The sequence below is a fragment of the Caulobacter sp. BP25 genome (genome assembly GCF_002737755.1).
In the GTDB taxonomy this organism is placed as follows: Bacteria; Pseudomonadota; Alphaproteobacteria; order Caulobacterales; family Caulobacteraceae; genus Caulobacter.
In genome coordinates, this window is the sequence record NZ_PEGH01000009.1 from 212,343 (window position 1) to 237,654 (window position 25,312).

Genomic DNA, 25,312 nt, shown 5'->3' on the forward strand with positions numbered 1-25,312 from the left:
CATGGCTCGCGTCAAAGCCGTCTTCTATCGAGACGACACGCCGGTGGCGTTTTTCTCTGGGCCTTGGCAGGCGTTCGTTCGCAACCGGGACGCCGAGGGTCTGCCGTGGCGCTCGATGTACGGCACGCCCTGGGCCGCGATCGAGACCTATCGCGCTGCGCCAACCCTCGCCGAGTTCGACGCATGGGACGCCGAACACCCGGCCGCCGGCCCGCCTGAACCGCAAGCCTAAGAGAACCCGACATGTCGACGAAGACCGCCGACGCCAGCGCCGAACAGGGCCTGGCGCTCGAAAAGCTGCGCTTGCTGGAAACCTACTTCCAGACCCGCGAGCAGGAAGACGCGCTGCGCGAGTCCCGCTCGCAGATCGCCGGCCGCCTCAACCAGATCAGCGCCGAGCTGCGCGTGATCGACGCCGGGCGCGCCGCGCCCAAGGGTGACGCCTGATGTCCATCACGACGCAGACCCTCGCCGAGCGCTTGGCGACGCGCCTGGTGGATCAGGGCGTCGCGCTGGAAGACGCGACCGTCTTCGCCGAGGCCTTCGCGGGCGACCTGACCGAATGGCTGGGCGGCGAGGGCGCGGTCCCGGCCGCGCTGGCGTCGCGCGTCACCGCGACGGCTGCTGCCTGGAACACCGACGTCATGCAGCGGCTGGACTGGTGGACCGGTCCGGCGGACGGCGGCCCGAACGGCGACGGTCTCTATCCGATGATCAACGCGGCCGGCGTTGAGACCATGTTTCCCTCGTTGGCCAAGATCCTGGACAGCACCGCCAAGGGCAATCCTGGGTGGACCGCGAAGTCGAAGATTGAGCCCGACGGCGCGACGCGTGCAGTCGTCCGCATCCTCGATTGGGTCGGCGGTGAAGGCGCGAAGCCCGCTACGGGCTATATCGCGGAAGACGGCTCGCTCGTCGGATCGGCCGCCGCGGCTTACGACTTCTTCGGGCCGATCTCGACCACGCTGACGGGCCTGAAGGTTGGCGCCGAGGTGGCGAAATCAGGCGCCGAAACCGCGCGTGACTCCGCGCTGGTCGCGCAGACCAATCTAGAGACGTTGCGCGGCGTGGTCATCGGCATGGCCAATGTGCCGTCGGTTTTCGTCGGCGGGCAAGAGGTCCAGCCGACGGCGATGAGCTTCGACCTGTATGTCATCGAGGGCTATTACGTCGCCACTGCAAAGCCCTACCGTCCGATCGACCCGCTGACGGAAGTGGACGCGGCGGGCTCCATTCCCGCCCTGAAGTCCGCGACTTCGGCGCTCGTGAACTGCCCGACGATCATGATCGCGGGGCGAGAGGTTCAACCGACCGAGCTGTCCTTCGACCTCTACGTCGTGCGCGGCAAGTACCTCGACACGGGTCTGACCTATGACCCGCTGAACCCGGTCGTGGTCAACGACGTGGTCGGTAACACGTCGGTGCTGCTGACAAAGACGACCGGCCTGGTGAATTGCCCGCCCGTCACCGTCGGCGGGCGGGAGGTTCAGCCGACGGAGCTGTCCTTCGACCTTTGTGTGGTGCGCGGCACCTATCTGGACACGGGCGAGGCCTATGACCCGTTGGCGCCCGTCGCGCCTCTGGATCCCGCCGCCCAGCGGGTGGTCGCGCTTAACTCGACCACTATCGACTGCCCGCCCGTCACCTTCGGCGGGCGGCTGCTGCAGCCTCTTGAGCTGAGCTTTGATCTCTACGTCCAGCGGGGCGTCTACCTGGACACGGGCGAGTACTACGAGCCCTTCGGCGCCCAGGCGTCCGAGGGCGGCCTGGTTGTCATCCAGACGCCCACGAAGCTCCGCGTATTCCGCAAGGGCTCCAACCCGGCTTCCAACCACTTCATCGAGCATCAGTTCGAGAACGATCCTGATCCGAGCAAGAACTCCGATGTCTGGCGATTGAACGGCGACTGGGACGTGGTGCGCGTCGGCGCCTTCGAGTTCACGCGCGTCCAGCAGATCACGAACCCCGGCGAGCGCGAGCGGGCCATTCAGGAACAGGGCGCGCTCGATTTCATGGGCGGGAACGCGCACGGCAACGAGGAGAAGTTCGCGACCGCCATGGTCGTCGACGACATTCTCCACGACATCAATCAGACCCTGGCTTTCACCTGCGACAAGCTTGAGTTCTTCCAGGCCTCGAAGCTCTACAAGGTCGGCAACCCGGACAAGTACACGCCGAAGGGCCCCGTCGCCGCCAACAGCTATTGCCGATGGATCTTCGAGCCCGCCGGCGTCGACGTATCGACCGAGCTGCAGTGGCAAATGTCGATGACGCTGGCGATCACCTATCTGGCCATGATGCCGGTCTGGCGTGTGTCTGAGACGGGCGCCCAGATCACGACGACTGGCATGAAGTCTCCGACCTGGGCTCTGGAGGACATCTCCACGTCGAGCCATCCAGGTACGCAAACCAAGGCGGCGATCATCAAGGCTTGGGGCTCGACCGGCTACGGCGTCCAAATGGAGATGCTCGACGGGTGGGATAAGCCCAACAGGCAGTCCCGGATCTCGAACTCCGTCTCGCCCGCCTACAACAAGCTCTACTTCGACATCACGGGCTCTGGGTACGTGACCGCCGTCAACGAGGTCATGCGCGCCCGCTTCCGCTTCACCATCAACACCACCAACTAGAAGGTCGCGCTCCATGTCTGGACCCGCCGTCGTTCTTTCGACGATCCTGAACAACCCGGCTTTGCCGCAAATCAGCGCTTCGGCCCTGTCTTACCTCCCCGAGTTCGAGCTGAACGCCTCGGACCACTGGCTGTTCGACAAAGGCGATGCTTCGGGCCTGGTCGGCCGGGTGAACGGGTTGCCCCTCACGCCGAACGCGCCGGAGACCGGCGTGAAGTCGGTCGTGATGAGCAACCGTGGGAGCTACACTGTCCGGCCTTCCGTCTCGTTCACGGGGGCGGTGGCACGGGCGCGGCCGGCGTCGTCGTGCTGGGCGTTGACGGCGGGCTCGATGTCTATGTCACCCAGCCGGGCCAGGGCTATACCAGCCCGCCGACTCCGGTCTTCACGGGTGGTACCGGTTCGGGGGCGGTCGCCACGGCTGTTCTGGACGGCCGGCCGACCTATGCCGGGGCTTACCTTTCGACCCAGCCCGGTGGCGTCAATGGGCTGAAGACCCAGTGGGATGACGCCCAGGTCTCGACTATGTGCGCCGTGGTCCAGCGAAAGGCGATCACCACGGCGGGCCGGATCGTCATGGGCACGGGCAGCGAAACGGCTGACGGCGGCGAGGTCGTCTATTGGGCCGGGACCAATCACCAATTCCGCGTCCGCAACGGCGGGTCGAACACCGGCATCACGGGCACGATCGCCGATGACCAATGGTACTTCGTCGCCAAGGTCAGCAACAACGGCGACCACATCGCCATGGTCGGCGGCCAAACGCCGGTGACTCAGACCCAGGCGAAGGTGCTGGCGGCGCGAAAGTACGCCTTGGGCAATGTCTACTATAAGGGGGACACGACCGCGACGGCCTTCTACCAGGGCCTGAACGCCGCCGAGTTCATCTTCTACAACGGTGTCGCCAAGACGGCCGCCGAGCTGGCGGCGATCTACGCCAGGACCAAGATCCGCATGGCGCGGCGCGGGCTGACGCTGTTTTAGGAAGCCAAACCTGGTGGGCCAGATGCTAGGCTTTGTGCCTGGGCTTGGCATTGGCTGGAGCGTGGCATGACGATTATCCTGGGCGCGGCTAGCCCGAGCAAAGCGGCATTTCTCTCCGATTTGCTTATTTCCAGGACTGGTGGCGTAGTCCCCGTTGAGTTGGAATTTCCTTCAGGTAGGCGCAAACGCTCTGAGCCGGGGCCGAAGCAGCCGGTGCGTCTTCAGCAGAAAATGTATGTCTTGGGTCCTCGCCACGTCGTCATGTGGGCAGGGGATGTGAAAGTCGCCATGTCGATCGCCCGGGAACTGCTGCGGATGGTCGAGCGTGGAGAGGACCTAATACTTGGCGACGCCTTCAAGGCCGTTCGGCTCACCGGAAAAGTTTCAGAAGGCGTCGCAATGCAACTCTGGACGCAGGTCGATGATGGCCGATCGGTCGCGCAATCGTTGAACTGCGAATATGAAGAAGAGGTCGACGCGAGGGTCCTATACGCGGGATCAGGACAATGGCATTTCGTCGATTCAATTGAGTTCAGGGGCGAGCGCGAGGGGGCTTACCGGGGTGCGCTTCACGGCGTGGTCATGCCCCGTTTAGCTGCTGCCCTATGCGATGCTGATTTGGGGGAAATGAAAGCGCTGAACTTTGCATACGGTGGCGGGTTCGAAATTGGGATTATGCACAACGGGCAGGCGCGAAAGCTTGAGTATTCAGTGAGGCACTGGGACTATGACGGCTCAGCGCTTCTCAGCGGTCCAGCCTATCGGACTTGGTACGACAACCATCACTTCTTCGCCATGTCCTACCGGCCAGAAGAGAAGCGCATGTCTGGGGTCATTGTCCCTGACCCGTTGGATAGATCCGCCGCACCGACACGCTTGGTTGCGCCGACCAGGTCTTCAGACCTAACGATCCACATCATCCATCTCGCTGACGGAAGCCGGATGCGGCCCTTCTATCATGTGGGGGCGGGTGGCTATGAGTTCGAAGTTATCCTTGAACCCGATCGCGTCGGCTTCCAGGAACACATCACTGATGATCTGCGCGAGCAGATCAAAACACATGCCACCGCTCAAGTGCCGGTCAAAATGATCCGGCCCCAGGATTGGGTCAACGGGCACCCCTTCCTCGATGACTAGCCACTGAGTTTCGTCTCACGCGCGAAGATCTTGGTGAAAGCGCGTGACGTACTCGAACGGCGTGCCTTTCGATCTTGACTGGCGTAGGCCTGCGGTCTTGTTCAGAGACGACAACGCGGCTACGCCGAGGGCCGATAAAGCAGCGTTGGTGAGCCCCAGGCCTACCGAGCTCGCCGCCGCGAATGCGGCGGAGCCTGCGACCCAGATCTTTTGATCGAGCTTCGCCTGTAAGCTTGAGAACTGGATAGGGAACTTGCTTTCGCGGCTGACCTTTACCGCGTCTGCCAATGCTCGATCGAGGCGATTTAGATGCTGTCGATAAGCGAACGCCGCGTCGGGCGCGGCTAAGACTGTTTGATAGACCTCGCCGAGCGCGGACCGGAGCGTGCGGAGCTCGGCGAACCTTTTGGCCTTGAACTCGAGTACGTCCGCCAGCGGCACTTCCGCTGCTGGCACGGGGATGGCGTTGTGAAGCTCGAAGAGCAGGCCGCGCCCCCAGGCCATATCCTCAGCGGCGAACGAGCCGCCATCGACAGGGCGGGCTAGACTCCATTGGCCGGGCTGTCGTTGCTCGGCCTGAGAGAAGGCCTGCGCCGGCCCCGCTAGCAAATCCGCATCGGCCTCCATGCGCGCCCGCATTGGCGCACTGGCCATGTAGCTAAATTGCGTTCGGACTAAGATGCCCTCCGACTTTAGGAAAGCCATGTCCGGATCGGTAAGTTCCTCGGTCTGATCGTGGCCCGGATAGTCCAGCCTATCCCACAGGAGGCAATGGTGCCGAAGCTCTTGTGCGGTCGGCGGCGACAGGGATGCGGGCTTGCCATCCGCGTCGCGGCCGATTGAGCCGCTAAGGATCAGACCCTGTTCGTCCGGCTTTAGCAGCGCCTCCTTCGTGTGACTCATCAGCGTGAAGGCAAGCTCTACGTCATGGACCGGAGGGCCCATCACGAACGTGCCGTCCGCTTGGGTGATGACTTTGCGCAGGCCTCCCCCTTCGAACCTGAGGCCCTTCGGTAGATCGCTATCTGGCATGCACTGCCCCAGTCCGCTCGGCGAGCCGCCGAACCTGCCCGCCGTGTCCGATCTTGTCCATCGTCACGCACCGCCGACGCAGTCAGAACAGAGTCCATTGCCATCAAAATAGGAGGGGCCACTCATGCCCTGGAGAGACCCCGACTGGATCGGGCGATACGGCATGGCCATGGCGGGGGCGGGGCTGTACGGCCTCTATCTCTTCGCCATCAAGACCCGGTCGGGCGGCCAGCTCACGCGCAAGGATCTGAACTGGCTGCTGCTGAACGTGGTTTGCGCGGTGCTGTCGGGCCTGCTGCTGACCTTCGTGTTCGCGGATCGCCTAGTCGGATTCATCCCGTGGGCGTCGCTGCGTGACGTCGGCCTGGTGGCCTTCGCCTTCGGCGTGTTCGGCTGGGAGCTGCTGCCGCTGATGTTCCCCAAGGCGCTGCGCTGGGCCGAGAACGCCGTAGACAAGGCCGGGGGTGCCCAATGACCACGATGGACATTGTCGCCGCCACGGCCGGCGCGCTGGCCAGCGGATGGCTGGCGATCCGCGCCTACATGCTCAAGCCCGCGTTCCAGAGCTGGTGTAGCGCGCCAGGCCTGGTTTGGGCGTCGCTGCTGCTGTTGTCCGTCATCTGTGGCATCGTCGCCCTCTCGATCGTCAGGACAGGCGTTCCCGCGACCCCGCGCGAGGCCCTGCTTCTGATCGGCCTGGCCTGGGTCGCGCTCGTTATGCTGATCAACCTCCACCGCCAGGCGCCCGGCCGCCACCAGTCGCCCGCCGAATAGGCCGCGGCTGCGAGCGCCGCTCGCATCCCTTCTTCTCCCTCCCTTACAGCACCGGAGACCCTCGCCATGCACATGAGCGAGCACTTCACGCTGGCCGAAATGACGGTCAGCGCCAACGCCGCGCGCCTTGGCCTCGACAACACGCCGCCGCCTGAGATCATCGCGCGGCTCAAGACCGTCGCGCAGCAGCTCGAGCGCATTCGCGAACTGCTCGGCGGCAAGCCGATCCGGATCACCAGCTGCTATCGCTCTCCGGACGTGAACCGCGCCGCCGGCGGCGCCAAGGCCTCGGCTCATCTCGAGGGCTGGGCGGTCGACTTCGTTTGCCCCGACTACGGCACGCCGCTGCAGATCGCCGAGCGCCTGGAACGATCGGCGATCACCTTCGACCAGCTGATCCACGAGCACGGTGTTTGGGTCCACATCAGCTTCGATCCGCGCCGGCGCGGCCAGCTGCTGACCATCGACCGGGGCGGTACGCGCGAAGGCCTGCACGAGGCGCGGTCGTGAACCCGCTCGGCGTCCCGTTGTCGATCGCCGGGCCCGTCGCGGGCGTGGCGGCGATCGTGATCCTGGGCCTTGGCGGTGTGGTCCTGAAGCAGCGCGACGACCTGGTGGTCTGGCGGCTCAAGGACAAAGACCAGCAGGCTCGAGAGTACAACCTGCGCCGCGACATTGACGAGCGTGATCGCAAGGTCATCGCCCGCGCCGGCGACGAGGCCGACGACCGGGGCGAGGCCGACGTCGCCTGCGTCAACGAGATCTCCAGCAGCTTTCAGAAGGGCGTGGCCGTCGGCCGCGCGATCAACCATGCGAAAAGCACGACTTCTTCCCCTCCTCGCTCTCAGCCTGGCGCTGGCGGCGTGCTCGACTACCGGGAGAATTGGGAAGCTTCCGCCTTCAAGCCCGCCGCCTCCGTATCCGCCGCCGGCGGCGATCTGCGCGCCCCTCGAGGCTGAGCCCCTGCCGCCGGCTGGCGTCGACCAGGACCTGCTGTATCAGGCAATCGTCGCCGCCCTGGGCGACCAGCTGGCGGTGGAGTTCCTGCGCTGGCGCGAGACGGAGTGGCCGGCCTGGGCGCGCCGAGGCTGGCGCCGCCTCGAGCAGGGCCAAGCCGGCTGCGGGCCGCCGCCCCAGGATCGAAAGCGACCCTAGCCCGGCGCCGGCCGGGCCGATCCACGACCAGGTGCTCGCCAAAAGGCTTGAGCGCTCCAACAAGCCCCGCCGGTCCGCCGGCGGGGCTTTCGTGTTAGCGCGCCCTAGCTCGCCGCTGGACGATCTGACGGAACAAGTTTTCTGCGACCAAGGCGGCCGGCTTGCGTCCGATGGAGGCGCGCTCGGAGCCGTAAGCGCTCATCACGCATACCGCCTTGCCGTCGCTCTCATAGGCCGCGTTCCAGCGTTGGCCGGCTTCCACGATGCTGATGGTCTTGGGTTCCATGGCCGGTGAACGGGGAGGCGCGCGAGAACGGTCCGACTCGGCTACACCGCCAGCCATGACGACCGACGAAATCGACGCGATGCTGGACAAGATGGCCGAAGAGGCCGCCGCGACCGGCGACGAGAATCTCTTGCCCGGCGCGATCAGCATGGCGTGCGATAGCTATTTCCGCCTACCGCTCGGCGTCGCGCGTTGCACCAATATCATCCACGGCATCCGCTACCGCGGCGTACAGGTCCTGGTCGCCAGAGCGCGCGACGACAAGGTCATGAACCGCTCCGAGGACGAAGGGTTGGGCGCGCCGTACTTTGAACTCGAGCCGAAGGCCTAGATCAGCGCCGCCTCGGCTTCCTTCGGCGGGTCCTGCTTCTGGCCCATGCCTCGGCTGACGATCACCAGGGCGTCGTCGGCCAAGGGCCGCTGCAGGGTCTTGGCTTCCTCCCAGGGAGCCCGCATCCACACGTCGCGTTCCTCGGCCGTGGTCAGGATCACCGGCATGGCCTTGTCGTGCACCGCGCCGACGACGCCGTTGGCCGAAGTGGTGAGGAAGGCGTACAGGTCGCAGGTGATTTCGCCCTCCGAGGCCTTGCGGGTGCACGTCCAGGCCATCTGATGCACGCCCGCGAAGAAGGCGAGCGGGCGGTCCTCGCTGAGCGCGAACCACACGTTCTCGCCAGGGACGCCGCCGACCTGGTTGGGCTCGGCGAAAGAGCTCAGCGGAACAAGGCAACGGTGCTCGGGCGTCAACCAGCGACGCCAGTGCGGGCTGTCGGTCTTGCGGACGTTGGTCACGCCCCGATCCGGCTCGGCCTTGATAAGCTGGGATAGCCGGTCGTCGTCGATGACGTGGCCCTTCTTGCGCAGGCCTTCGGCCCGCTTCTCGGCCGCCTGGCGCTGGACGAAGAACGGCGAGGGCATTCCCCAACGCGCCATGGCCAGATCCAGCCCCGATCCGTCGGCAGCGTGACGGACGATCGGCGCGGCCATGTCGGGAAAGATCCCGGGCAGGGGCGGCATGTTGCCGACGCGGTCCATGGCGCGCGTGGCGGCCAGGATCTCCGCTTGCCCTTTTCGCTGGCTATAGAGGTTGCACACCGCCTCAGCCTTTCAGCCAGATCTCGACCGACCAGCAGTCGCCGGCCGGATCATCGTCGACCATCTGGTGGACCTCGACGTGCTCGACCCACGGATGGGCGGCCCAGAAATCGGGGTCGGTCTTCCACTCGCCGGCAAGTGTCATATCCGCGGGTCGGCTGGGGCGCGTGGTGGGCGGCGCCTCCGGTGCGTCCAGCGACGCCGGGAAGATCCGTACCGTCGCCGCATCGCCATCCGACGCCGGCGTCTCGACCGCCTGGGCGATCAGAGGGTGGCGCTGCCAGAACGCGTGCGGCGCGCGCGTCCCCGTGGCGATCAAGGATGCGCCGTCCTCGTAGAACCGGCGGACCTCGCCTGTCTCTTCGTTCACGGTGCGCCAGGTGAAGGGCTCGGCGGTCATGCGGGTCTCCTTGGGCGTGGCAAGCTATCGGCGGTGGCGGTCGGCGCCTAGGGCAGCGGCGGAAACTTCAAGCGGCGCGCGACTTCGTTGTAAGCGGCCTTGGCTCGCGCCATTTCCTCGCGCTCCTTTTGGCCCTGAATAGCGGCTTGGCGCTCGCGAAGGGCTTTCAGCGGGCGGGCTGGCGATCCGTAGTGAAAGCCGACCGTTCCGCCGCATCCCTCAACGCGGCAACGGGAAGTTCGATCGACGAGGCTATAGTCCGGCCCCTTCGCTCGCTGGATCGCCAGTAAGTCGGCCTGCGCCCACGCTCCGCATTTCCGGCAAGACCAGATCACCCGCTCTTGAGCATCGATCAGCCCAGCCACGGTCCAGACGTGAGCGGGCAGGTAGGCGGGGTTCTTGGCCATCAGCGAGGTCCGCCAATCCGCATCGACGGCTTTTGAGACGGAAAGCATGGACGCGTCTCCCAGGCGGTCGCGCCGCACCGCTCGCAGGGACGGCGGAAGGTTCGCGCCAGGGCGCGTATGCCGGTGCGCTCGTCGCCGAGGCGGCGCGCGATCAAGCCTGCGATCACCGTCTCAAGGTCCAGAAGGGTCATCTGGGCGCAGGCGGTGCAATGAAGTTGGATGCTCGCGTCGTGCTGGCGGTAGTGGTCGAGCGGCACGCCCGGCTCGAATTTCTCAGGCATGGGCGTGCGCTCTCGCGCGCTGACAGGCGCGTCTGGCCAGCATGACGATGTCTCCGAAGTTCCGCGAATGTTCTCATTCCGCCGCGCGCGAGAGTCAAGCGCGCGAGCTCAAGAACACCGTCCTTCCGGGTAGGGCGGGATCGGCGCGCGCCAACGCGCCGACCGGCGAGTAGCTGCCTCGCCACGCGACGCCGTCGATCGCCGACGGCGCGTCCGCCCCAGCCTCCGGAGGCGGCGGACTCCTAATCGCTTAAAGGAGTAGCTCACAATGACGCACAACCATGAAGGGGTGCGATTTCCGCACCTGCCTGTTTCCTCGGCCGAGCCGCCGGCGCCTTGGATCGGGGGAAAGCGCCACCTGGCCAAGCGGATCTGCCAGGTGCTGGCCAGCACGCCACACGACGCTTACTGCGAGGTTTTCCTCGGCATGGGCGGCGTCTTCCTGCGCCGATCGGTACGGCCGGCCGTCGAGGTCATCAACGACGTATCCGGCGACGTCGTCACCTTGTTCCGGGTTCTGCGCTCGCACCCCGAGGCCCTACTGCGCGAGCTGCGCTGGCGGCCGGCGATGCGGGTCGAGTTCGATCACCTCAAGACAGCGCCGTCGCATGATCTGACTGATATCGAACGCGCTGCGCGGGTGCTCTACCTACAGACCCTGGCCTTCGGCGGGAAGGTTCGCGGGCGTGCGTTCGGCGTTGATCCTTACAGCGCTCGCAACTTCGACTTGGCGCGCCTCGAGCCCCGCCTGAAGCGGATCCACGACCGCCTCGCCGGTGTCATCATCGAGAACCTGGACTGGGCGGACTTCATCCCGCGCTATGACCGGCCGGGGACCCTGTTCTATCTCGATCCGCCCTACTACGGATCCGAGGACGACTACGGCCGCGAGGTCTTCGCCCGGGCGGACTTCCTGCGCCTGGCCGACGCCCTGGCCAGCATCCGCGGGCGCTTCCTGCTGTCGATCAACGATGTCCCGGAAATGCGAGCGGCGTTCGCATGGGCGGATCTCGAGGCGGTGCGGACGACGTACTCGATCGCCGGCGGCGAGCACGCCGCGCCGGCGGCCGAGCTGCTGATCGCCAAGGGCGTTCCGCTCGCCCTGGCAGAGCCACAAAGGGCGCTGTTCTAAGACAGAGCCCGCCTCCATAGCCGCCCGACCTCCAAGCCCCGCGCGCCCACGCGGGGCTTTTTTTGTCTGCAGGGCGGGCGAACTACGAGGACGTCGATCGACGCCGCCCGAAATCCCCCGCACCCCCTGGTTTGATTAGAAACGGCATCTGGCGAAAGGGTTCGCCAGATCCTTACAGGCGCACAGCACGCGGCATCAGGCCTCTGAGCTAGCCTTGGTCGGGCGGAGGAAGGGTCAAACGGCCAAGCGGACCAGACCGAGAACGGAAGTGGGTTCCGTTTTGCACACCGCCCCCGCCACCAGGACGGACTGATTTCCCTTTGAAATCAAAAAGCTTTCGCGGCGGTGAAGCCCTCGCGCCCGCGTGGTCGTGAACCGTCGATCGCTCTCTAAGCTCAGGATGACGATTGACCGCCCGCGCTCGCGATGACCGCCGGCGCTCGGCCGCGCAGGCCGCGGCGCTCCAGATAGTCGATCAGCGCGGCGGGGTGGTCGGTCTGGACGATGCTGGCGCCCTGGTCGATCAGCCGTCCCCAGGCGCGGTCAGGATCGCGCAGGGCCTGGCGGTCGCCGGACTGGTCGAGCATGCGCCGCCAGCCCTTGTCCGCCAGGGTGTTGGCCCAGACGCGGATGCGGGCGGCGCGGGCCGCGTCGCGGACGGCCGTGAAGCCCTGGCCCTTCAGCGCCACGGTCTCGACCGCCGGAATCTGACGGGCGCCGGACGCCTGGCGAAGGATAATGCCGGCCAGGTCGCGGGGCGTTCTGGCCGCTTTGGCCGCGACCATCGGCATGAAGGCCAGGCCCTGATACGGTGCCTGGTCGGCGATCGGCGGCGCGCCGAACCGGGCCTTGGCCTTGAACAGCACCCAGTCGGCCGCCTCGGCGCGACGGACGACCTGCGCGGCCTGCGCGGCGTAGGGACCCTTGAGGTCGATATTGACCAGGATGCGGCCACGCGCGGTGCGCAGGAACGCTTCCAGCGTTGGCGGGGCCTCATCCTGGCTGCCCTTCAGGCGCAGGGCCTGGACCTCCGCGAGGGTGAGGTCGGCGATGCGGCCCTTGCCATTGCTGGTCCGGTCGACCTTGGCGTCGTGCATGACCACCAGATGGCCATCGCGCGTGCGGCGCACGTCGATTTCGACGAGATCCACGCCCAGAGCCACACAACGCTCAAGCGCGGCCAGCGAGTTCTCGGGAACAGCGTGCTCGAAGCCATGGCTGGGCGCGGCGCGATGACAGGCGCGGTGGGCCACCACCAGGACGCCGTCGCCGGGATCGTAGAGGCGATCGCGCAAGCCCCCGGCGGCGGCCGGCCAGGCCGCGGCGCATAGTGCCAGCACGAGCGAGATGGACAACAATCGCACAACCAAGGCCCCCCGGCCTTTTGCCAAACCATGACCGAGTCGCGCGACAGGCGTGCGTCGTTCCGGGCTCGGAGATGTGACGGCGCCGCTGCCGCCCTCCCTCAGGTGAGGCGCGTCGCCGTTGTTGTCCAATGAAGCTTTGTTCAGAAGGCCGTGAGAGGCGGCCGACCAAGGTCACGACTCCTCGGTCGGCCAACAGGCCGGCGGGTGGGGACGCCAGCTTGCTCTCGGGGACAAGACGCCACCGGTCGCCGCGCGCCGCCATGCGGGTGATCAAATTCCAGTTGAACGCGCGGCTCAGCCCTGGCCCAGCACGCCGCCCTCGTGAACCTCGGGCAGACAGGCGTTGAGGCGGCACCTGAGACCTTCGGGGCGATAGTCCATCGACGCCTCGCCCTTCAGCTCGCCGCGCAGGCTGCGTTCTATCAGCCGCGAGCCGAAACCCTTGCGGGTCGGCGGCGAGACGGGCGGTCCGCCGGCCTCGTTCCAGATGACATCCAGCGCGCGGCTTTCCGGGTCGTAGGTCCAGGCCAGCCGCACCTGGCCCGTCGCGTTAGACAGAGCGCCATACTTCAGGGCGTTGGTCGCCAGCTCGTGGAAGGTCAGGGCCATGGTCAGGGCGCCGCCCGGCTGCATCCAGACCGAGGGCCCCTCGATGGTGACCCGCGCGCCGGCCTCGTCGAACGGCTGCAGGGCGCGCTCGGCCACCTCGCGCAGCTCAGCGCCGTGCCAGCTTTCGCGCGTCAGGATGTCGTGGACACGCGAGAGGCCCAGCAGGCGCGCTTCGAACTTCTCGAAAGCTACGATCGGATCGGGCTCGTTGCGCAGGGTCTGGGAGGCCATCGACTGGACCGTGGCCAGGGTGTTCTTCACCCGGTGGTTCAGTTCATTGATCAACAGGCGCAGCTGGGCCTGATAGCGGCCTTGCGCATCCTCGGCCTGCTTGCGGGCGCTGATGTCTGAGATGATCGCCAGGATATAGGCGGGCTGTCCGTCGACCCGGACCATCGAGGCGGTGAGGTGTATCCAGAGGTCGCCGCCCGGGACCCGCACCCGCCGTTCGGCCGAGCAGGTCTCGGCCTCGCCCGACAGCAGCTTGGCGGCGCTTTCCAGGGTGGCGGCCAGGGAGTCGGGATGCATCAAATGTTGCAGCGTGGCGCCGAGCAAGCTCTCGCGATCGCGCTTCAGCAGGGCGCAGAAGGCGTCGTTGGCCTCCAGGATCGCGCCGGTGGGGGTCAGGCGGGCCACGCCCATGGCCGCCTGGTCGAACACCGCGCGATAGCGGGCCTCGGCAGCCTCCAACTTCATTCGCGCCTGGATGTTGGCGGTGACGACCTCGGTGTAGAGAACAAGGCCGCCGATCTCGCCGGCGTCGGTGCGCCAGGGCGCCATCGACCAGCGGATCCACTCGGTGCGGCCGTCACGGTCGATGTAAGGGTCGCCTTCGTGGCGCAGCTCGACCCCCTCGGCCAAGACGCGGGCGTGCAGGTCGCGCCACTTCTGGGGCACCTCGGGAAAGGCGTCGTAGTGCAGACGGCCGATCAGCGGCATGTCGGCGGGCAGGTGCTGGTCGGTCAGATACTGCCGCGAGGCGGCCAGATAGCGCATCTGGCTGTCGAAGATGGCGATGCCCAGCGGCGCATGCTTCAGCGCGGTGGTCACGCTGGGAGACGCGGACAGAGGCGGAGCGTCTTCGATCATCCCGGTCATCGTATCGGCGTCAGCGCTCCCTATGACTGACTTTCCCGTGAGGCTTACCGATAACGCGGTTCGCGTCATCCCGTCACCGGAAACACGCGGGTCTGTTTCACCACGCCATAGGCAAAGCTGGTGTCGATCGAGGCGATGCCAGGGATGGCGTGCAGCTTGCGCCGCATGAAGTCCTCATAGGCCTCCAGGCTGTCGACGATGACCCGCAGCAGATAGTCGTCGCCGCCGGCCAGCAGGAAGCAGTCCAGGATCTGGTCGATCCGCGCCACGGCCGCCTCGAAGCCCTGGATCAGGTCCTGGCCGTGGCGGTCCAGACGCACCCGGACAAAGACGGTGATCGGCAGGCCGTAGGCCTTCTGGTCGACGAGGGCGGTGTAGCCCTTGATCACGCCCTCGGCCTCGAGATTGCGCACCCGGCGCAGGCAGGGCGAGGGGGACAGGTTCACACGCTCGGCCAGCTCCTGATTGGTTAGGCGGCCGTCCTTCTGCAACTCGCGGATGATCTGGCGATCCTTGGCGTCCATGCCCGGCCTCCTGAGCAGAATCTGCCAAAATAGAACCTCACCGTGGCAGAGTTCGCAATCCGCCGCGCCGCTTCAAGGATCACAGTAGCCTCAAAAGGGAGCGATCCATGCGCGGCGATCAAGGCGGCTTTTCCACCCGAGCCATCCATGCGGGCTATGACCCCGCCGACGAGCATGGCGCGCTGACGCCGCCCGTTCACCTGACCTCGACCTTCGCCTTCGAGAGCGCCGAGGCTGGCGGCGAGATGTTCGCCGGCATGCGGGAAGGGCACTTCTATTCGCGCATCTCCAATCCCACGACCGATCTCCTGGAGCGCCGTCTGGCCAGCCTTGAGGGCGGCGAGGCGGCGGTGGCGACGGCCTCAGGCATGGGGGCGATCACGGCGGTGCTGTGGAGCTTCCTTAAGGCCGGCGACGAGGTGATCACCGACCAGACCCTGTACGGCTGCACCTTCGCCTTCATGCGTGATGGCCTGACCCGCTTTGGTGTTACCGTGCGCCAGGTGGACATGACCGATCCTGGCGCCCTGGCGGCGGCGATCTCGGACAAGACCCGCATTGTCTATTTCGAGACGCCGGCCAATCCGAACATGCGCCTCGTCGACATCGCCGCGATAAGCGCCATCGCCCGGGCGGCCGGCGCCAAGGTGGTGGTGGACAACACCTACGCCACGCCGGTGCTGACCCGGCCGCTCGGCCTGGGCGCCGACATCGTCGTCCACTCGGCCACCAAGTACCTGGGCGGCCATGGCGACCTCGTGGGCGGGATCGCCGTCGGCGGCGTCGAGGACATGGGCCGCGTGCGCCTGGTGGGGGTCAAGGACATGACCGGCGCGGTGATGTCGCCGTTCACGGCCTTCCTGGTGATGCGAGGCCTGAAGACCCTGTCGCTGCGCATGGCGCGTCACGGCGAGAGCGCTCTGGCCGTGGCGCGCTGGCTGGAGACCCATCCGGCGGTGGCGGGGGTGTTCTATCCGGGCCTCTTCAGCTTTGCGCAGCATGCGCTGGCCGCGCGGCAGATGGCCCACGGCGGCGGCATGATGGCGTTCGAGCTGAAGGGCGGGCACGCGGCGGGCGTGGCGATGATGAACCGCTTGACCCTGATCCGCCGGGCCGTCTCGCTGGGCGACGCCGAGACCCTGATCCAGCATCCGGCCAGCATGACCCACTCGACCTACACCCCCGAAGAGCGCGCCGAGGCGGGGATCGGCGAGGGGATGGTGCGGCTGTCGGTGGGGCTGGAGGACGTTGCCGATATTCTCGGCGATCTGGAGCGGGCGCTGGACTCTCAAATCCCGACCTCCCCGGCGAATGCCGGGGTCCAGACTCACGCGCGGTGATTCCGGTAAGCGCGCCTACCGCCTTGCCAATCGTCGCGGTGTCGCGGGTTTGATCTGGGCCCCGGCATTCGCCGGGGAGGTCGGAGGAAGAAGCTCGGAAACCTTCATTTTGAACAGCCGATTAACTGCGTCGTGCCTTTATCAAAGGCATGGCGAAACCTGGCATTGAAGCTGATCGGCGAAGCAGCGCGCGGTTGCCGACGAACCGCTCGGGCAAGGTCCTGTGCGGTGCCTTCGCCTGGGACTGCGTGATCCGCGATCTGTCGGGCCAGGGCGCCAAGGTGCAGATGCTGGCCAGCGCCGCCCCGCCCAGTCAGGCGCAGCTGGTCGATCTGGTCGCCGGCCAGGCGCACGACGTGATGGTCGCTTGGCAGCGCGAGCGCGAGGTGGGGATGCGCATCGTGCGGACCTATGACCTGCGCGGCCTGGCCCCGGCGGCCGTTGGGACCGCCAAGCGTATCTGGCAGGCCTTCCACGCCGAAGCGCCGACGAGCTGAGCCTTCAGAACGGGTCTCCAGACATGACAAAGGCCTCGGGTGAGCGGTCCGAGGCCTCGTCAAAATCACGGAAACTTGGAGTCGCTTCCCTTAAGCGACTTCGTTCCGTTGGGCTTCGTCGGCCATGGCGCGGACCAGGTCGAGCACCTGGCGGCGCACGCGGCCGCGACCGATGCGCGGGAACACCTCGGCTAGTTCCAGGCCTTCCGGCGTGGTCAGGAACTCTTGCACCACCTTCTCGGCGTGCTGGGCGGTCGCGTCGATCTCGGCGCCGCTCATCGGGTCGGCCAGACCCTCGAAGAAGAACGACACCGGGACCTGCAGGGTCTTGGCGATGTCATACAGCTTGCTGGCGCTGACGCGATTGGCGCCGCGCTCGTACTTCTGGACCTGCTGGAAGGTCAGCCCCAGGGAGTCCGCCAGCTGTTCTTGGCTTACGCCCATCAGCTTGCGGCGCATCCGCACCCGGCCGCCGACGTGCAAGTCGACGGGGTTGGGGCGTCGGCCTTCGGTGTCTTCGCTCATCTGTAAATCCGCCTCCAACGGTTGTTCAGCGAAAATGACACGACCGCCGCGTCGGTGGAAGCGAGCGAACGTCGGGCGCGGCGTTAGGTCGCGATAGCCGAGCTTGTTGCAAACGCCCGCAAAACGCGCGCGCGGCGGGCAGGTTGGAGCTTATCCGAAGGCAGATCAACGGTCAGGTCGCGCTCAGCTTTACCGACAGCGCGACGACTGTTAGCCGTGGGGGCGGAGGGACCCTGAAACTGTAACGGATGCCGCATGAGCGACGCCGCTCCTCCTGTCACGTCTTCCCGCCGCCAAAAAGGCTTTCTCGGCGCTGTCGAGAGACTCGGTAATCTCCTCCCCGAACCGGTCATGATCTTCGTCTGGCTGATCCTGGGCCTGATGGTCCTGTCGGCCCTCGGACAGGCCTTGGGCTGGTCCGCGTCGATCGCCTATGGCGGCGACGAAGCTCCGTCGTTCGGCGAGCTGGAGAATGGGATCCTGACCTATTCGGCCAGCAGCCTGTTCTCCGAGGCGAACATGGCCCGCCTCTTCACCGAGATGCCCAAGACGCTGACCAGCTTCGCCCCGCTGGGCCTGGTGCTGGTGGTGATCCTGGGCGCGGCCGTGGCCGAGCGGTCGGGCCTGTTCAGCGCCCTGATCCGGGCCAGTCTGCGCGAGGCGCCCAAGAAGATCCTGACGCCCCTGGTGGTGGTCATCGGCATGGTCTCGCACCACGCCTCTGACGCGGCCTATGTGGTGTTCATCCCCCTGGCCGCGCTGCTCTACGCCGCCGTCGGGCGACACCCGCTGGCGGGCTTGGCCGCCGCCTTCGCCGCGGTGTCGGGGGGCTTCGCCGGCAATCTGACGCCAGGTCAGTTCGACGTGGTCCTGTTTGGTTTCACGCAAGAGGCGGCGCGGATCATTGATCCGTCGTGGACGATGAACCCGTTGGGCAACTGGTGGTTCATCCTGGCGATCGTGGTGGTCTTCACGCCGATCGCTTGGTTCCTGACGGACCGCGTGGTCGAGCCGCGCCTGGGCCCCTGGGGCGGTCATGCGGACGACGCGCTCAAGGCCGAACTGGCCAAGTCCGCCGTCACGCCCGAGGAAAAGCGCGGTTTGAAGTTCGCGGGCTTGGCCGCGCTGGCTGTGGTGGCCCTGTTCGCCGCCCTCAGCCTCATGCCCGGCTATACGCCGCTGATCGACGAGACCAAGAGCGGTCCGGCCCAGCTCACGCCCTTCTATGGCGCGCTGATCGCCGGCTTCATGCTGCTGTTCCTGGCCAGCGGCGTCGCGTTCGGGGTCGGGACCGGCGCGGTGAAATCGGAAAGCGACGTGGTGGCCATGATGGCCGAGGGCGTGCGCTCGGTGGCGCCGTATGTGGTCTTCGCCTTCTTCGCCGCCCATTTCGTGGCGATGTTCAACTGGTCGCGCCTGGGGCCGATCCTGGCCATCCACGGCGCTGAAACGCTTAAGGCGCTGAACCTGCCCGCGCCGGTGCTGCTGGTCAGCGTGCTGGGCTTTTCGTCGGTGCTGGATCTGTTCATCGGCTCGGCCTCGGCCAAGTGGAGCGCGCTGGCGCCCGTCGTGGTGCCGATGTTCATGCTGCTGGGCATCTCGCCGGAGATGACCACCGCCGCCTATCGCATGGGCGACAGCTTCACGAACCTGATGACCCCGCTGATGAGCTACTTCCCGCTGGTGCTGGCCATGACCCGGCGTTGGGATCCCGGCACGGGCGTGGGTTCGCTGCTGGCGCTGATGCTGCCCTATGCGCTGGCGTTCATGAGCGCGGGCGTGCTGATGACGCTGGCCTGGGTGGCGTTCGACTGGCCGCTGGGCCCTGCAGCCCAGGTCCACTACACCCCGCCCGGGGGGCTGTTGAAGTAGGGTTTAGGCCGCCTCGGTCTCGGCCTCGTCCTCGCCGCCCAGCAGGGCGCTGAGGACGACGGCCAGGCGTTCCGGCTTGATCGGTTTTTCGACGACCTCCTGCATGCCGGCGGCCAGATAGGTCTGGACGTCCAGGGGGTCGGCGTTGGCGGTCAGGGCGACGATGGGCGTATGGCCGACCCGTCCGCCCATCTCGCGAATGGCGCGGGTGGCGGCCACCCCGTCCATGCGCGGCATCTTGATATCCATCAGGATCAGGTCGAAGCGACCGCCGCGCGCCATCTCGATGGCTTCCACGCCATCGACGGCCTGTTCGGAGGTGCAGTCGAACATGTCGCACAGCGCCTCGGCGACCATGCGGTTGGTGGCGTTGTCGTCGACGATCAGGATGTGGGCGGCGCGCGAGGAGACGGTCGGCTCGCTGTCCTGAGCTTCGACCGTGGCGGCCGGACGGGCGATCAACGAGAAGCCGGCGGTGACGCCAGCGCCGCGATTGGCCTCTGCGTGCAGCGGCGCGCCCATGGCCCGCATGATGCGCCGGGCCAGGGCCAGGCCCAGACTCAGGGCGATCTCGCTGCGGTCCTGCAGGGGGTGCTGGCTCATCGGGCCGGCCAGCCGCGCCAGGCGCGCTTCGGCGTCGTGACCGGCGGTATTGTCGCGCACCTGGGCGTCCAGGCGCACCAGGTCGCCCTCGGGGCGTGCGGTCAGGCGGACCTCGATCATGCCGCGGCCCGCAGCCAGGGCGTTCTCGACCAGGATGTCTAGCACCTGCATCAGGCGCTCGCCGTCGATCTCGACCCCGCATTCCGGATCCCCGTCGTAGGAGACCAGCAGGGTCGATCCGCTGTCCTGCGCACGGGCGGCCCAGCGGGCCTCTACGGCGTCGGCCAGGTCGCGCAGCCGAATCGGCGCGGTCTTGAAGACCAGTTGGCCCTGGGCCGAGCGGTGCAGGTCGATCGCTCGGCCGACCGTCTCGCTCATGTCGCGGCTGGTGTCGCCGATCGCGCGGACGAAGGCTGCAGCGTCGGGGGTCAGGCGCTGCTGCTCCAGCCGCGCGGTGATGGCCAGCACCCCGTCCAGGTGGTCGCCGATATCCATGGCCATGCGCTCGATCAGGGCCCGGGCGTCGCGCGCCTCGTTCAGGCGGCGCTGGTGGACGCTGAGCAGCGAGTTGAGGCCGCCGATCCCGACATAGCGGCCGGCCGCGTCGATCGCGACATAGCCGGTGCGGAACACGGGTTGAGCGCTGTCACGCAGCGAGATCACGAAGGCGTTGGCGTCGCTGTCGGCCGGGATGACGCGCGGAGTGGTGTCCATCACGTCGGCGATGGATTTGTCGGCGAGGCTGTCGCCCGCGACCTTCATCATGCCCTGCAGGACGTCGCGATAGACCGCGCCGACCGGGCGCTCGTCCTGGACGACCGCGATGCAGGCCGCTGTCGGATCGGCGTCGAACATCGCCGCGACCTCGGCGCACGGCGCGTCGGGCGCGACGGGCGCGCGCCTTTCGATCAGACGTGAAAGCGTTTCCATTCGGGACTTCGCCAGGACTTACAGGCGGGCAACTTGCCCTTTCCGGCCTTGCAGAGTCGTTAAGTCCGCCCCGCACCCGGTGTCGCGGGCGCCTTAAGGGGGCTTCCTGAAGAGAAAAAGAAGGCGGCGCCCGAGAGCGCCGCCTTGTCAGGTCCGGGGTTACGCTCTCGCTACCAGGACTTGGTGATGGCGATGCCGTAGAGGCGCGGCTCGCCGGTCAGCACGTTGGTGAACAGGCCCGAGCTGTCGTCGGTGGTGTAGGCGTCGACGATAGGCAGCTTGTTGCCGATGTTCTTCACATAGGCGTCGATCGACAGGCCCCACTCGGGCTTCTCGACCTTCAGCGTGAGGTTGCCGTTGTCCCACGCCTTCAGGCGGTCGTACTCGGTGTTGTAAGCCCGTGCGTACTGCTTGCTCTGGCGGTAGTAGTCGCCGCGCAGCGTCGCAGACCAGCCGTCCGACAGCTCGAAGGTGTACTGAGCGCCGATCGAGGTGGTCCAATGCGGCGAGTTGGGCAGCTCGTTGCCCGACAGGTCCGCAGCGACGCCTTCGATCGAATAGCCTGAGCCATAGGTGTAGAGGCCTGTGGCGTTGGCCAGGAACGCGGCCGTGGCCGCTGGCAGGCCGGCGCCGCCGGCTGCGGCCGGCGCCGACAGGAACGCCTGGTAGGCGGCCGCTCCTGAGCAGGCCCAGGGCAGGGTGCCGCCGGCGCCCGCGCCCAGGATCGTCGCGACGCCGGCGGTGGCCAGCACGCAGTTGGCGCCGACCGCCGACGAGTTCGGCCCCACCTTCACGACCGTGTAGGCCGAGTTGGACTGGGTCCGGTTCATTGTGTCGATCGAGGTGACGCCCTTGCCGATCTTGGTGTGCAGATAGCCGATGTTGGCGTTGAGCTTCAGGTTGCGGACCGGCGACCAGATCGATTCCAGCTCGAAGCCGTAGATCTTGGCGTCGACGTTCTCGTTGACCGAGGTCCGGTTGACGATCTTGGAGATCTGGTAGCCCTGGTAGTCGTACGAGAAGCCCGTCGCGTTCAAGAGCAGGCTGCCGCCCATCAGGGTGTTCTTGGTCCCCACCTCGAACGCGTTGACGAACTCCGGGTCGAAGGTCTGGCGGATGCCGACCGAGTCCGCCGGGACGCCCGGATTGATGCCGCCGCCCTTATAGCCCTTGGAGTAGAAGGCGTAGAGCAGGGTGTCGTCGGTGAAGCCTAGGCGGGCCTTGTAGTCGAAGCCGATCCGGCCAGTCGTCTCGGTGAAGCGGGCGCGTTGGTCCGGATTGGTCGGGTTCAGCGTCAGGCCGTAGCCGGCCGCCAGCAGCACGGTCGAGTAGTTCTTGACCGCCTTCTTGTCGCGGGTCTGGCGCAGGCCCAGGGTGAACTTCAGGTCCTCGTTGATCTGGTAGTAGACCTCGCCGAACAGGGCGTCGGAGACCAGGGTGTAGGGCGTGCGGTTCAGATAGTAGTTGTGCCCCTCGCCGGTCGGGTCGGCGGCCGTGTCGATGCCGATGCAGCGGGCAGTGGTCGCCGGATTGCAGTTGGGATTGCCGGTGTTGGAGAAGTTCAGCGCCAGCGACGACAGGGTCAGCGAATTGCCGATCACGTAGTAGTCGGTCAGCGTCCGATAGGTGAAGTGAATGCCTCCGACGTTGAAGTTGATCGGCCCGTCGAAGGCTGACTGCAGGCGCAGTTCCTGGCTGAACTGCTCAGCGGTCGCGGACGATACGTCGATGGTGGTAAACTTGTCGGTGTTGCCCACCTGCGGGTCGTTGAAGAAGCCGCCCGGCGTGAAGGGCGTGCTGTTGAACGGCACCGGCGAGACGTTCCGGTTGTAGTCCTGCTTCGTATAGACCTTGCCCTTGCTGTAGGCGGTCATCGACGTGAAGGTCAGGGTGTCGGAGAGGTCATAGTTCAGGGTGAATTGGTAGACGTTCGATGACGACTGGTAGAGCGGATCCAGCGCGGTCTCGATCTCGCGCAGGTTGGTCGAGGTGGTGTCGCCGGCGTTGGCGTCGCCGCCCGTGAAGCCGAAGATGTTGCCCAAGAGGCCCGTCAGGGTGCCCGAGGTGTTGACCGTGCCGTAGGCAGCCGGCGTGTACAGCGACGCCGAAACGCAGCCCTGCGTCAGGTAGCGGCGGGCCGCGCTGGTGGGTACGCCGCCGACCGTGGCCGGGCCGTTGTCCTTGGTGCAGAGCTGCTTGCCGGTGCGGGCGCGGCTGTCGTCCTCGATGAACCGCTCCCACAGGAAGTTGGTGCGCAGCTTTTCGGTCGGGTTGAACATGACCTGGACACGGGTCGAATAGAGGTCCCGGTCGTCCACCGTGTGGCCGTTGAAGGTGTTGGTGACGAAGCCGTCGCGCTTGAGCGTGGCGCCCGACAGGCGCACGGCCAGCTTGTCGCCGAAGATCGGCACATTGACCATGCCGCGCAGACGGATGGCGTCATAGTTGCCGTATTCGGCGCGGACATTGGCCTCGAAAGCGTCGGTAGGCTTGGCGGTGATCACATTGACCACGCCGCCGGTGGCGTTGCGCCCATAGAGGGTGCCTTGCGGACCGCGCAGCACTTCCACCCGCTCGACGTCGTAGAACTCGGCCTCGAACAGATTGCCCGACTGCATGGGGGCGTTGTTCATGTGAACGCCGACGCCCTGGTCGGCCGAGGCGCCGACGGCCTTGTAGCCGACGCCACGGATCTGGAAGTTGAAGCTGTTGGTGAAGTTGCCCTTGGCGAAGCTGACATTCGGAATGGCCAGCTGCAGGTTGGGACCGCCGTCGATCTTCTGCGCTTCCAGCGAGTCCTGGCTGAAGGCCGAGACCGCGATCGGCACATCCTGGAGCGCCTCCTCCCGCTTCTGGGCGGTGACGACCAGTTCCTCGATGACCGTTCCGCCCTGCTGGGCGAAAGCGGGGGCGGCGAGAGCTGAGAGCACGGCCGCCGAAGCGCCCATGACCAGCAGGCTCCGCGTACGCAGAGTTTGCGACATTGAATTCCCTCCCAGACGCAAGCGGCGCCTTATGGGTGGGCCTGCCGCGTCGATGTTTCCTCGACGCCGTACTGTTTTTCACCACGCGGGCGTACGGCGAACCCATCGCAGCATTGCAAGATTGCATACTTGCGTTCTCTGACTGTCAACTGGCGCAAAGGTAAGTGATCGGTGATAGGTTACGGCTTTTCACTTAAAATGCGACCTCATTGTCGCCAGGCGTACAAGTCAATCCAAAATTAGAAGATTGGGTTTGCCGCTTACGTAGCGGAAGTTTTGCCCATCTTCCGGATTTTGTCTCGCTATTCATGCGTGATTGCGTGACAGCGCTCTCAAGAATTCGACTCACTTCGTGAACTGAGTATCGACGGTTGGGCGCGTCTCCCAGGACGCTGGGCCGGCGCCGGTTCCGGCGAGCGCCTGGCTCGTGTAGAGGAGGGCGCATGTTCCCCTTCCCGAAAAGCGAGCGCCGCGCATGAGCCCGCTAGAGCGCCCCTCCGCCGATCAAGCGGCCCTGGTCCTGTTCTCCGGCGGTCAGGACAGCAGCGTCTGCCTGGCCTGGGCGCTGGAGCGCTACGGCCGCGTCGAGACCGTCGGCTTCGACTACGGTCAGCGCCACGTGGTCGAGATGGAGGCGCGCCAGGCCGTGCGCCGCCAGATCGCCGCGCGCTTCCCCAGTGGGCCGACCGCCTGGGCGAAGACCACGTGCTGGACATCAGGAGCTTTGGCGCCGTCGCCCAGTCGGCCCTGACCGCCGACCGCGCCATCGAGATGACCGGGCGGGGTCTGCCCTCGACCTTCGTGCCGGGCGCAACCTGGTGTTCCTGATCTACGCCGCCGCGCTCGCGGACCGGCGGGGCGTCGACGCCCTGGTTGGCGGCATGTGCGAGACCGACTTCTCGGCTATCCCGACTGTCGCCGCGAGACGCTGGACGCCATGCAGAGCGCCCTGAACCTCGGCATGGATCGCAATTTCCGGGTCGAGACCCCGCTGATGTGGCTGACCAAGGCGCAGACCTGGGCGCTGTCCAAGAGCCTGGGCGGCGAGGATCTGGTCCAACTGATCGTCGAGGAAAGCCACACCTGCTACCAGGGCGAACGCGGGACGCTGCATCCCTGGGGCTATGGCTGCGGCGTCTGCCCGGCCTGCGAGCTGCGCGAAAAGGGCTACGCCGAGTGGGATGGCGGCGGGGCGCGAGAGAGTCTTCCTTCTCCCTTGCGGAGAAGTCTGTGTAGAAGCGCGAAGCTGACGGATGAGGGGTTGATAGACGTGTCCGACCCCGCCGCGCGACCCCTCACCCGACCCACTGCGTGGGCCACCCTCTCCCGCAAGGGGAGAGGGCGCGATGACCTACAGCGTCAAAGAGATCTTCCTGACCCTCCAAGGCGAAGGCGGCCAGGCGGGCAGCAAGGCGGCAGTGCTTCTGCCGTTTTCCTCCGGCTGCAATCTTTGGAAGCGGCCGCGAGCAGGATCGCGCCAAGGGTCTGCACCTGTCTGCGACAGCGACTTTCGTTGGGGATCGGACGGTGAGAACGGCGGTGGCCAAGTCGACGGCCGACGACCTGGCGGCCGCGGTCGAGGCCCAGTGGACCGGCGGTCCCGACGAACCGCCTGGTGGTCTGCACGGGCGGCGAACCCTTCCTGCAGCT

General features: G+C 66.5%; 26 protein-coding genes and 2 pseudogenes. 16 read left to right on the forward strand and 12 right to left on the reverse strand.

Going from position 1 to position 25,312, the window contains the following annotated elements; all coding sequences use genetic code 11:
- Position 1: 1 nt before the first annotated feature.
- The 5 genes from CSW59_RS06955 (at position 2) to CSW59_RS06975 (ending at position 4,751) form a co-directional block, all read left to right on the forward strand.
- Positions 2 to 232, forward strand: coding sequence for a hypothetical protein (locus tag CSW59_RS06955; protein WP_099443344.1), 231 nt, complete (start codon positions 2 to 4; stop codon positions 230 to 232).
- An 11-nt stretch (positions 233 to 243) separates the two neighbouring features.
- Complete coding sequence (locus tag CSW59_RS06960; RefSeq protein WP_099443345.1) at positions 244 to 447, forward strand: hypothetical protein; 204 nt, start codon at positions 244 to 246, stop codon at positions 445 to 447.
- The gene (locus CSW59_RS06965) at positions 447 to 2,630 is read left to right on the forward strand and encodes a hypothetical protein (protein WP_099443346.1); all 2,184 of its coding nucleotides are present in this window, start codon (positions 447 to 449) and stop codon (positions 2,628 to 2,630) included. The genes CSW59_RS06960 and CSW59_RS06965 overlap by 1 nt, the downstream gene beginning before the upstream one ends.
- A 306-nt stretch (positions 2,631 to 2,936) precedes the next feature.
- Positions 2,937 to 3,614, forward strand: a complete 678-nt coding sequence (locus tag CSW59_RS06970; RefSeq protein WP_099443347.1) for a hypothetical protein — start codon at positions 2,937 to 2,939, stop codon at positions 3,612 to 3,614.
- Between the two features lie 66 nt (positions 3,615 to 3,680).
- Positions 3,681 to 4,751 (forward strand): hypothetical protein, encoded by a 1,071-nt coding sequence (locus CSW59_RS06975; protein WP_099443348.1) that lies wholly within the window; start codon positions 3,681 to 3,683, stop codon positions 4,749 to 4,751.
- A gap of 15 nt (positions 4,752 to 4,766) precedes the next feature.
- Here CSW59_RS06975 and CSW59_RS06980 read toward each other — a convergent pair whose 3' ends face one another.
- A complete protein-coding gene (locus CSW59_RS06980; protein WP_099443349.1) occupies positions 4,767 to 5,783 on the reverse strand; it encodes a DUF6236 family protein in 1,017 nt (338 codons plus the stop codon).
- A 124-nt stretch (positions 5,784 to 5,907) separates the two neighbouring features.
- On the opposite strand from CSW59_RS06980, the gene CSW59_RS06985 reads away from it, so the two are divergent.
- The 4 genes from CSW59_RS06985 (at position 5,908) to CSW59_RS07000 (ending at position 7,516) form a co-directional block, all read left to right on the forward strand.
- A complete protein-coding gene (locus tag CSW59_RS06985; protein WP_143754970.1) occupies positions 5,908 to 6,258 on the forward strand; it encodes a hypothetical protein in 351 nt (116 codons plus the stop codon).
- Positions 6,255 to 6,557: a hypothetical protein gene (locus CSW59_RS06990; protein ID WP_099443351.1), complete on the forward strand. Its 303-nt coding sequence runs from the start codon at positions 6,255 to 6,257 to the stop codon at positions 6,555 to 6,557. The genes CSW59_RS06985 and CSW59_RS06990 overlap by 4 nt, the downstream gene beginning before the upstream one ends.
- 66 nt (positions 6,558 to 6,623) lie before the next feature.
- Positions 6,624 to 7,067 (forward strand): D-Ala-D-Ala carboxypeptidase family metallohydrolase, encoded by a 444-nt coding sequence (locus CSW59_RS06995; protein WP_099443352.1) that lies wholly within the window; start codon positions 6,624 to 6,626, stop codon positions 7,065 to 7,067.
- The gene (locus CSW59_RS07000; protein WP_099443353.1) at positions 7,064 to 7,516 is read left to right on the forward strand and encodes a hypothetical protein; all 453 of its coding nucleotides are present in this window, start codon (positions 7,064 to 7,066) and stop codon (positions 7,514 to 7,516) included. The genes CSW59_RS06995 and CSW59_RS07000 overlap by 4 nt, the downstream gene beginning before the upstream one ends.
- 290 nt (positions 7,517 to 7,806) lie before the next feature.
- Here CSW59_RS07000 and CSW59_RS07005 read toward each other — a convergent pair whose 3' ends face one another.
- A complete protein-coding gene (locus CSW59_RS07005) occupies positions 7,807 to 7,998 on the reverse strand; it encodes a hypothetical protein (protein ID WP_099443354.1) in 192 nt (63 codons plus the stop codon).
- A gap of 55 nt (positions 7,999 to 8,053) precedes the next feature.
- Here CSW59_RS07005 and CSW59_RS07010 point away from each other — a divergent pair, with 55 nt between their 5' ends.
- Positions 8,054 to 8,329 (forward strand): hypothetical protein, encoded by a 276-nt coding sequence (locus CSW59_RS07010; protein WP_099443355.1) that lies wholly within the window; start codon positions 8,054 to 8,056, stop codon positions 8,327 to 8,329.
- On the opposite strand, the gene CSW59_RS07015 is transcribed toward CSW59_RS07010, so the two are convergent.
- From CSW59_RS07015 to CSW59_RS07030, 4 genes are read right to left on the reverse strand one after another with little or no spacing between them, the layout of a single operon-like run.
- The gene (locus CSW59_RS07015) at positions 8,326 to 9,093 is read right to left on the reverse strand and encodes an SOS response-associated peptidase (protein WP_099443356.1); all 768 of its coding nucleotides are present in this window, start codon (positions 9,091 to 9,093) and stop codon (positions 8,326 to 8,328) included. The genes CSW59_RS07010 and CSW59_RS07015 overlap by 4 nt on opposite strands.
- 4 nt (positions 9,094 to 9,097) lie before the next feature.
- Positions 9,098 to 9,493, reverse strand: coding sequence for a hypothetical protein (locus CSW59_RS07020; protein WP_099443357.1), 396 nt, complete (start codon positions 9,491 to 9,493; stop codon positions 9,098 to 9,100).
- A gap of 47 nt (positions 9,494 to 9,540) precedes the next feature.
- Entirely contained in the window at positions 9,541 to 9,948 is a 408-nt protein-coding gene (locus tag CSW59_RS07025) for a hypothetical protein (protein ID WP_161495031.1), read from the reverse strand.
- Positions 9,900 to 10,181, reverse strand: coding sequence for a hypothetical protein (locus CSW59_RS07030; protein WP_099443359.1), 282 nt, complete (start codon positions 10,179 to 10,181; stop codon positions 9,900 to 9,902). Before CSW59_RS07030 ends, CSW59_RS07025 begins: the two co-directional genes overlap by 49 nt.
- Before the next feature lie 268 nt (positions 10,182 to 10,449).
- Here CSW59_RS07030 and CSW59_RS07035 point away from each other — a divergent pair, with 268 nt between their 5' ends.
- Entirely contained in the window at positions 10,450 to 11,313 is an 864-nt protein-coding gene (locus tag CSW59_RS07035) for a DNA adenine methylase (protein ID WP_099443360.1), read from the forward strand.
- Positions 11,314 to 11,708: 395 nt separating this feature from the next.
- Here the strand turns inward: CSW59_RS07035 and CSW59_RS07040 are convergent, their stop codons facing one another.
- The 3 genes from CSW59_RS07040 to CSW59_RS07050 all read right to left on the reverse strand — a co-directional run bounded on the left by CSW59_RS07040 (position 11,709) and on the right by CSW59_RS07050 (position 14,911).
- Positions 11,709 to 12,677 carry a glycerophosphodiester phosphodiesterase family protein gene (locus CSW59_RS07040; protein WP_099443379.1) on the reverse strand — a complete coding sequence of 323 codons (969 nt, stop codon included), beginning with the start codon at positions 12,675 to 12,677 and terminating at the stop codon, positions 11,709 to 11,711.
- 297 nt (positions 12,678 to 12,974) lie between these two features.
- Positions 12,975 to 14,378, reverse strand: a complete 1,404-nt coding sequence (locus CSW59_RS07045; protein ID WP_099443380.1) for a sensor histidine kinase — start codon at positions 14,376 to 14,378, stop codon at positions 12,975 to 12,977.
- A gap of 74 nt (positions 14,379 to 14,452) precedes the next feature.
- Complete coding sequence (locus CSW59_RS07050) at positions 14,453 to 14,911, reverse strand: Lrp/AsnC family transcriptional regulator (RefSeq protein WP_013077966.1); 459 nt, start codon at positions 14,909 to 14,911, stop codon at positions 14,453 to 14,455.
- Between the two features lie 107 nt (positions 14,912 to 15,018).
- Here CSW59_RS07050 and CSW59_RS07055 point away from each other — a divergent pair, with 107 nt between their 5' ends.
- Positions 15,019 to 16,251 (forward strand): methionine gamma-lyase, encoded by a 1,233-nt coding sequence (locus tag CSW59_RS07055; protein ID WP_099443361.1) that lies wholly within the window; start codon positions 15,019 to 15,021, stop codon positions 16,249 to 16,251.
- A 149-nt stretch (positions 16,252 to 16,400) separates the two neighbouring features.
- A complete protein-coding gene (locus CSW59_RS07060) occupies positions 16,401 to 16,748 on the forward strand; it encodes a PilZ domain-containing protein (RefSeq protein WP_099443362.1) in 348 nt (115 codons plus the stop codon).
- 90 nt (positions 16,749 to 16,838) lie between these two features.
- Here CSW59_RS07060 and CSW59_RS07065 read toward each other — a convergent pair whose 3' ends face one another.
- Positions 16,839 to 17,273 carry a helix-turn-helix domain-containing protein gene (locus tag CSW59_RS07065; RefSeq protein ID WP_099443363.1) on the reverse strand — a complete coding sequence of 145 codons (435 nt, stop codon included), beginning with the start codon at positions 17,271 to 17,273 and terminating at the stop codon, positions 16,839 to 16,841.
- Positions 17,274 to 17,528: 255 nt separating this feature from the next.
- Between CSW59_RS07065 and CSW59_RS07070 the strand changes: the two genes are divergently transcribed.
- Positions 17,529 to 19,145 carry an AbgT family transporter gene (locus CSW59_RS07070; RefSeq protein WP_099443364.1) on the forward strand — a complete coding sequence of 539 codons (1,617 nt, stop codon included), beginning with the start codon at positions 17,529 to 17,531 and terminating at the stop codon, positions 19,143 to 19,145.
- Between the two features lie 3 nt (positions 19,146 to 19,148).
- On the opposite strand, the gene CSW59_RS07075 is transcribed toward CSW59_RS07070, so the two are convergent.
- Positions 19,149 to 20,678, reverse strand: a complete 1,530-nt coding sequence (locus CSW59_RS07075) for a response regulator (protein WP_201722734.1) — start codon at positions 20,676 to 20,678, stop codon at positions 19,149 to 19,151.
- A gap of 170 nt (positions 20,679 to 20,848) precedes the next feature.
- On the reverse strand, positions 20,849 to 23,662 hold the full coding sequence (locus tag CSW59_RS07080) for a TonB-dependent receptor (RefSeq protein ID WP_099443365.1): 2,814 nt from the start codon (positions 23,660 to 23,662) through the stop codon (positions 20,849 to 20,851).
- Positions 23,663 to 24,137: 475 nt separating this feature from the next.
- On the opposite strand from CSW59_RS07080, the pseudogene queC reads away from it, so the two are divergent.
- Together queC and CSW59_RS21795 are read left to right on the forward strand one after the other, a co-directional pair.
- Positions 24,138 to 24,869 (forward strand): annotated as a pseudogene (gene queC / locus CSW59_RS07085) (7-cyano-7-deazaguanine synthase QueC); the annotation flags it as partial.
- A gap of 139 nt (positions 24,870 to 25,008) precedes the next feature.
- Positions 25,009 to 25,312 (forward strand): annotated as a pseudogene (locus tag CSW59_RS21795) (7-carboxy-7-deazaguanine synthase); the annotation flags it as partial.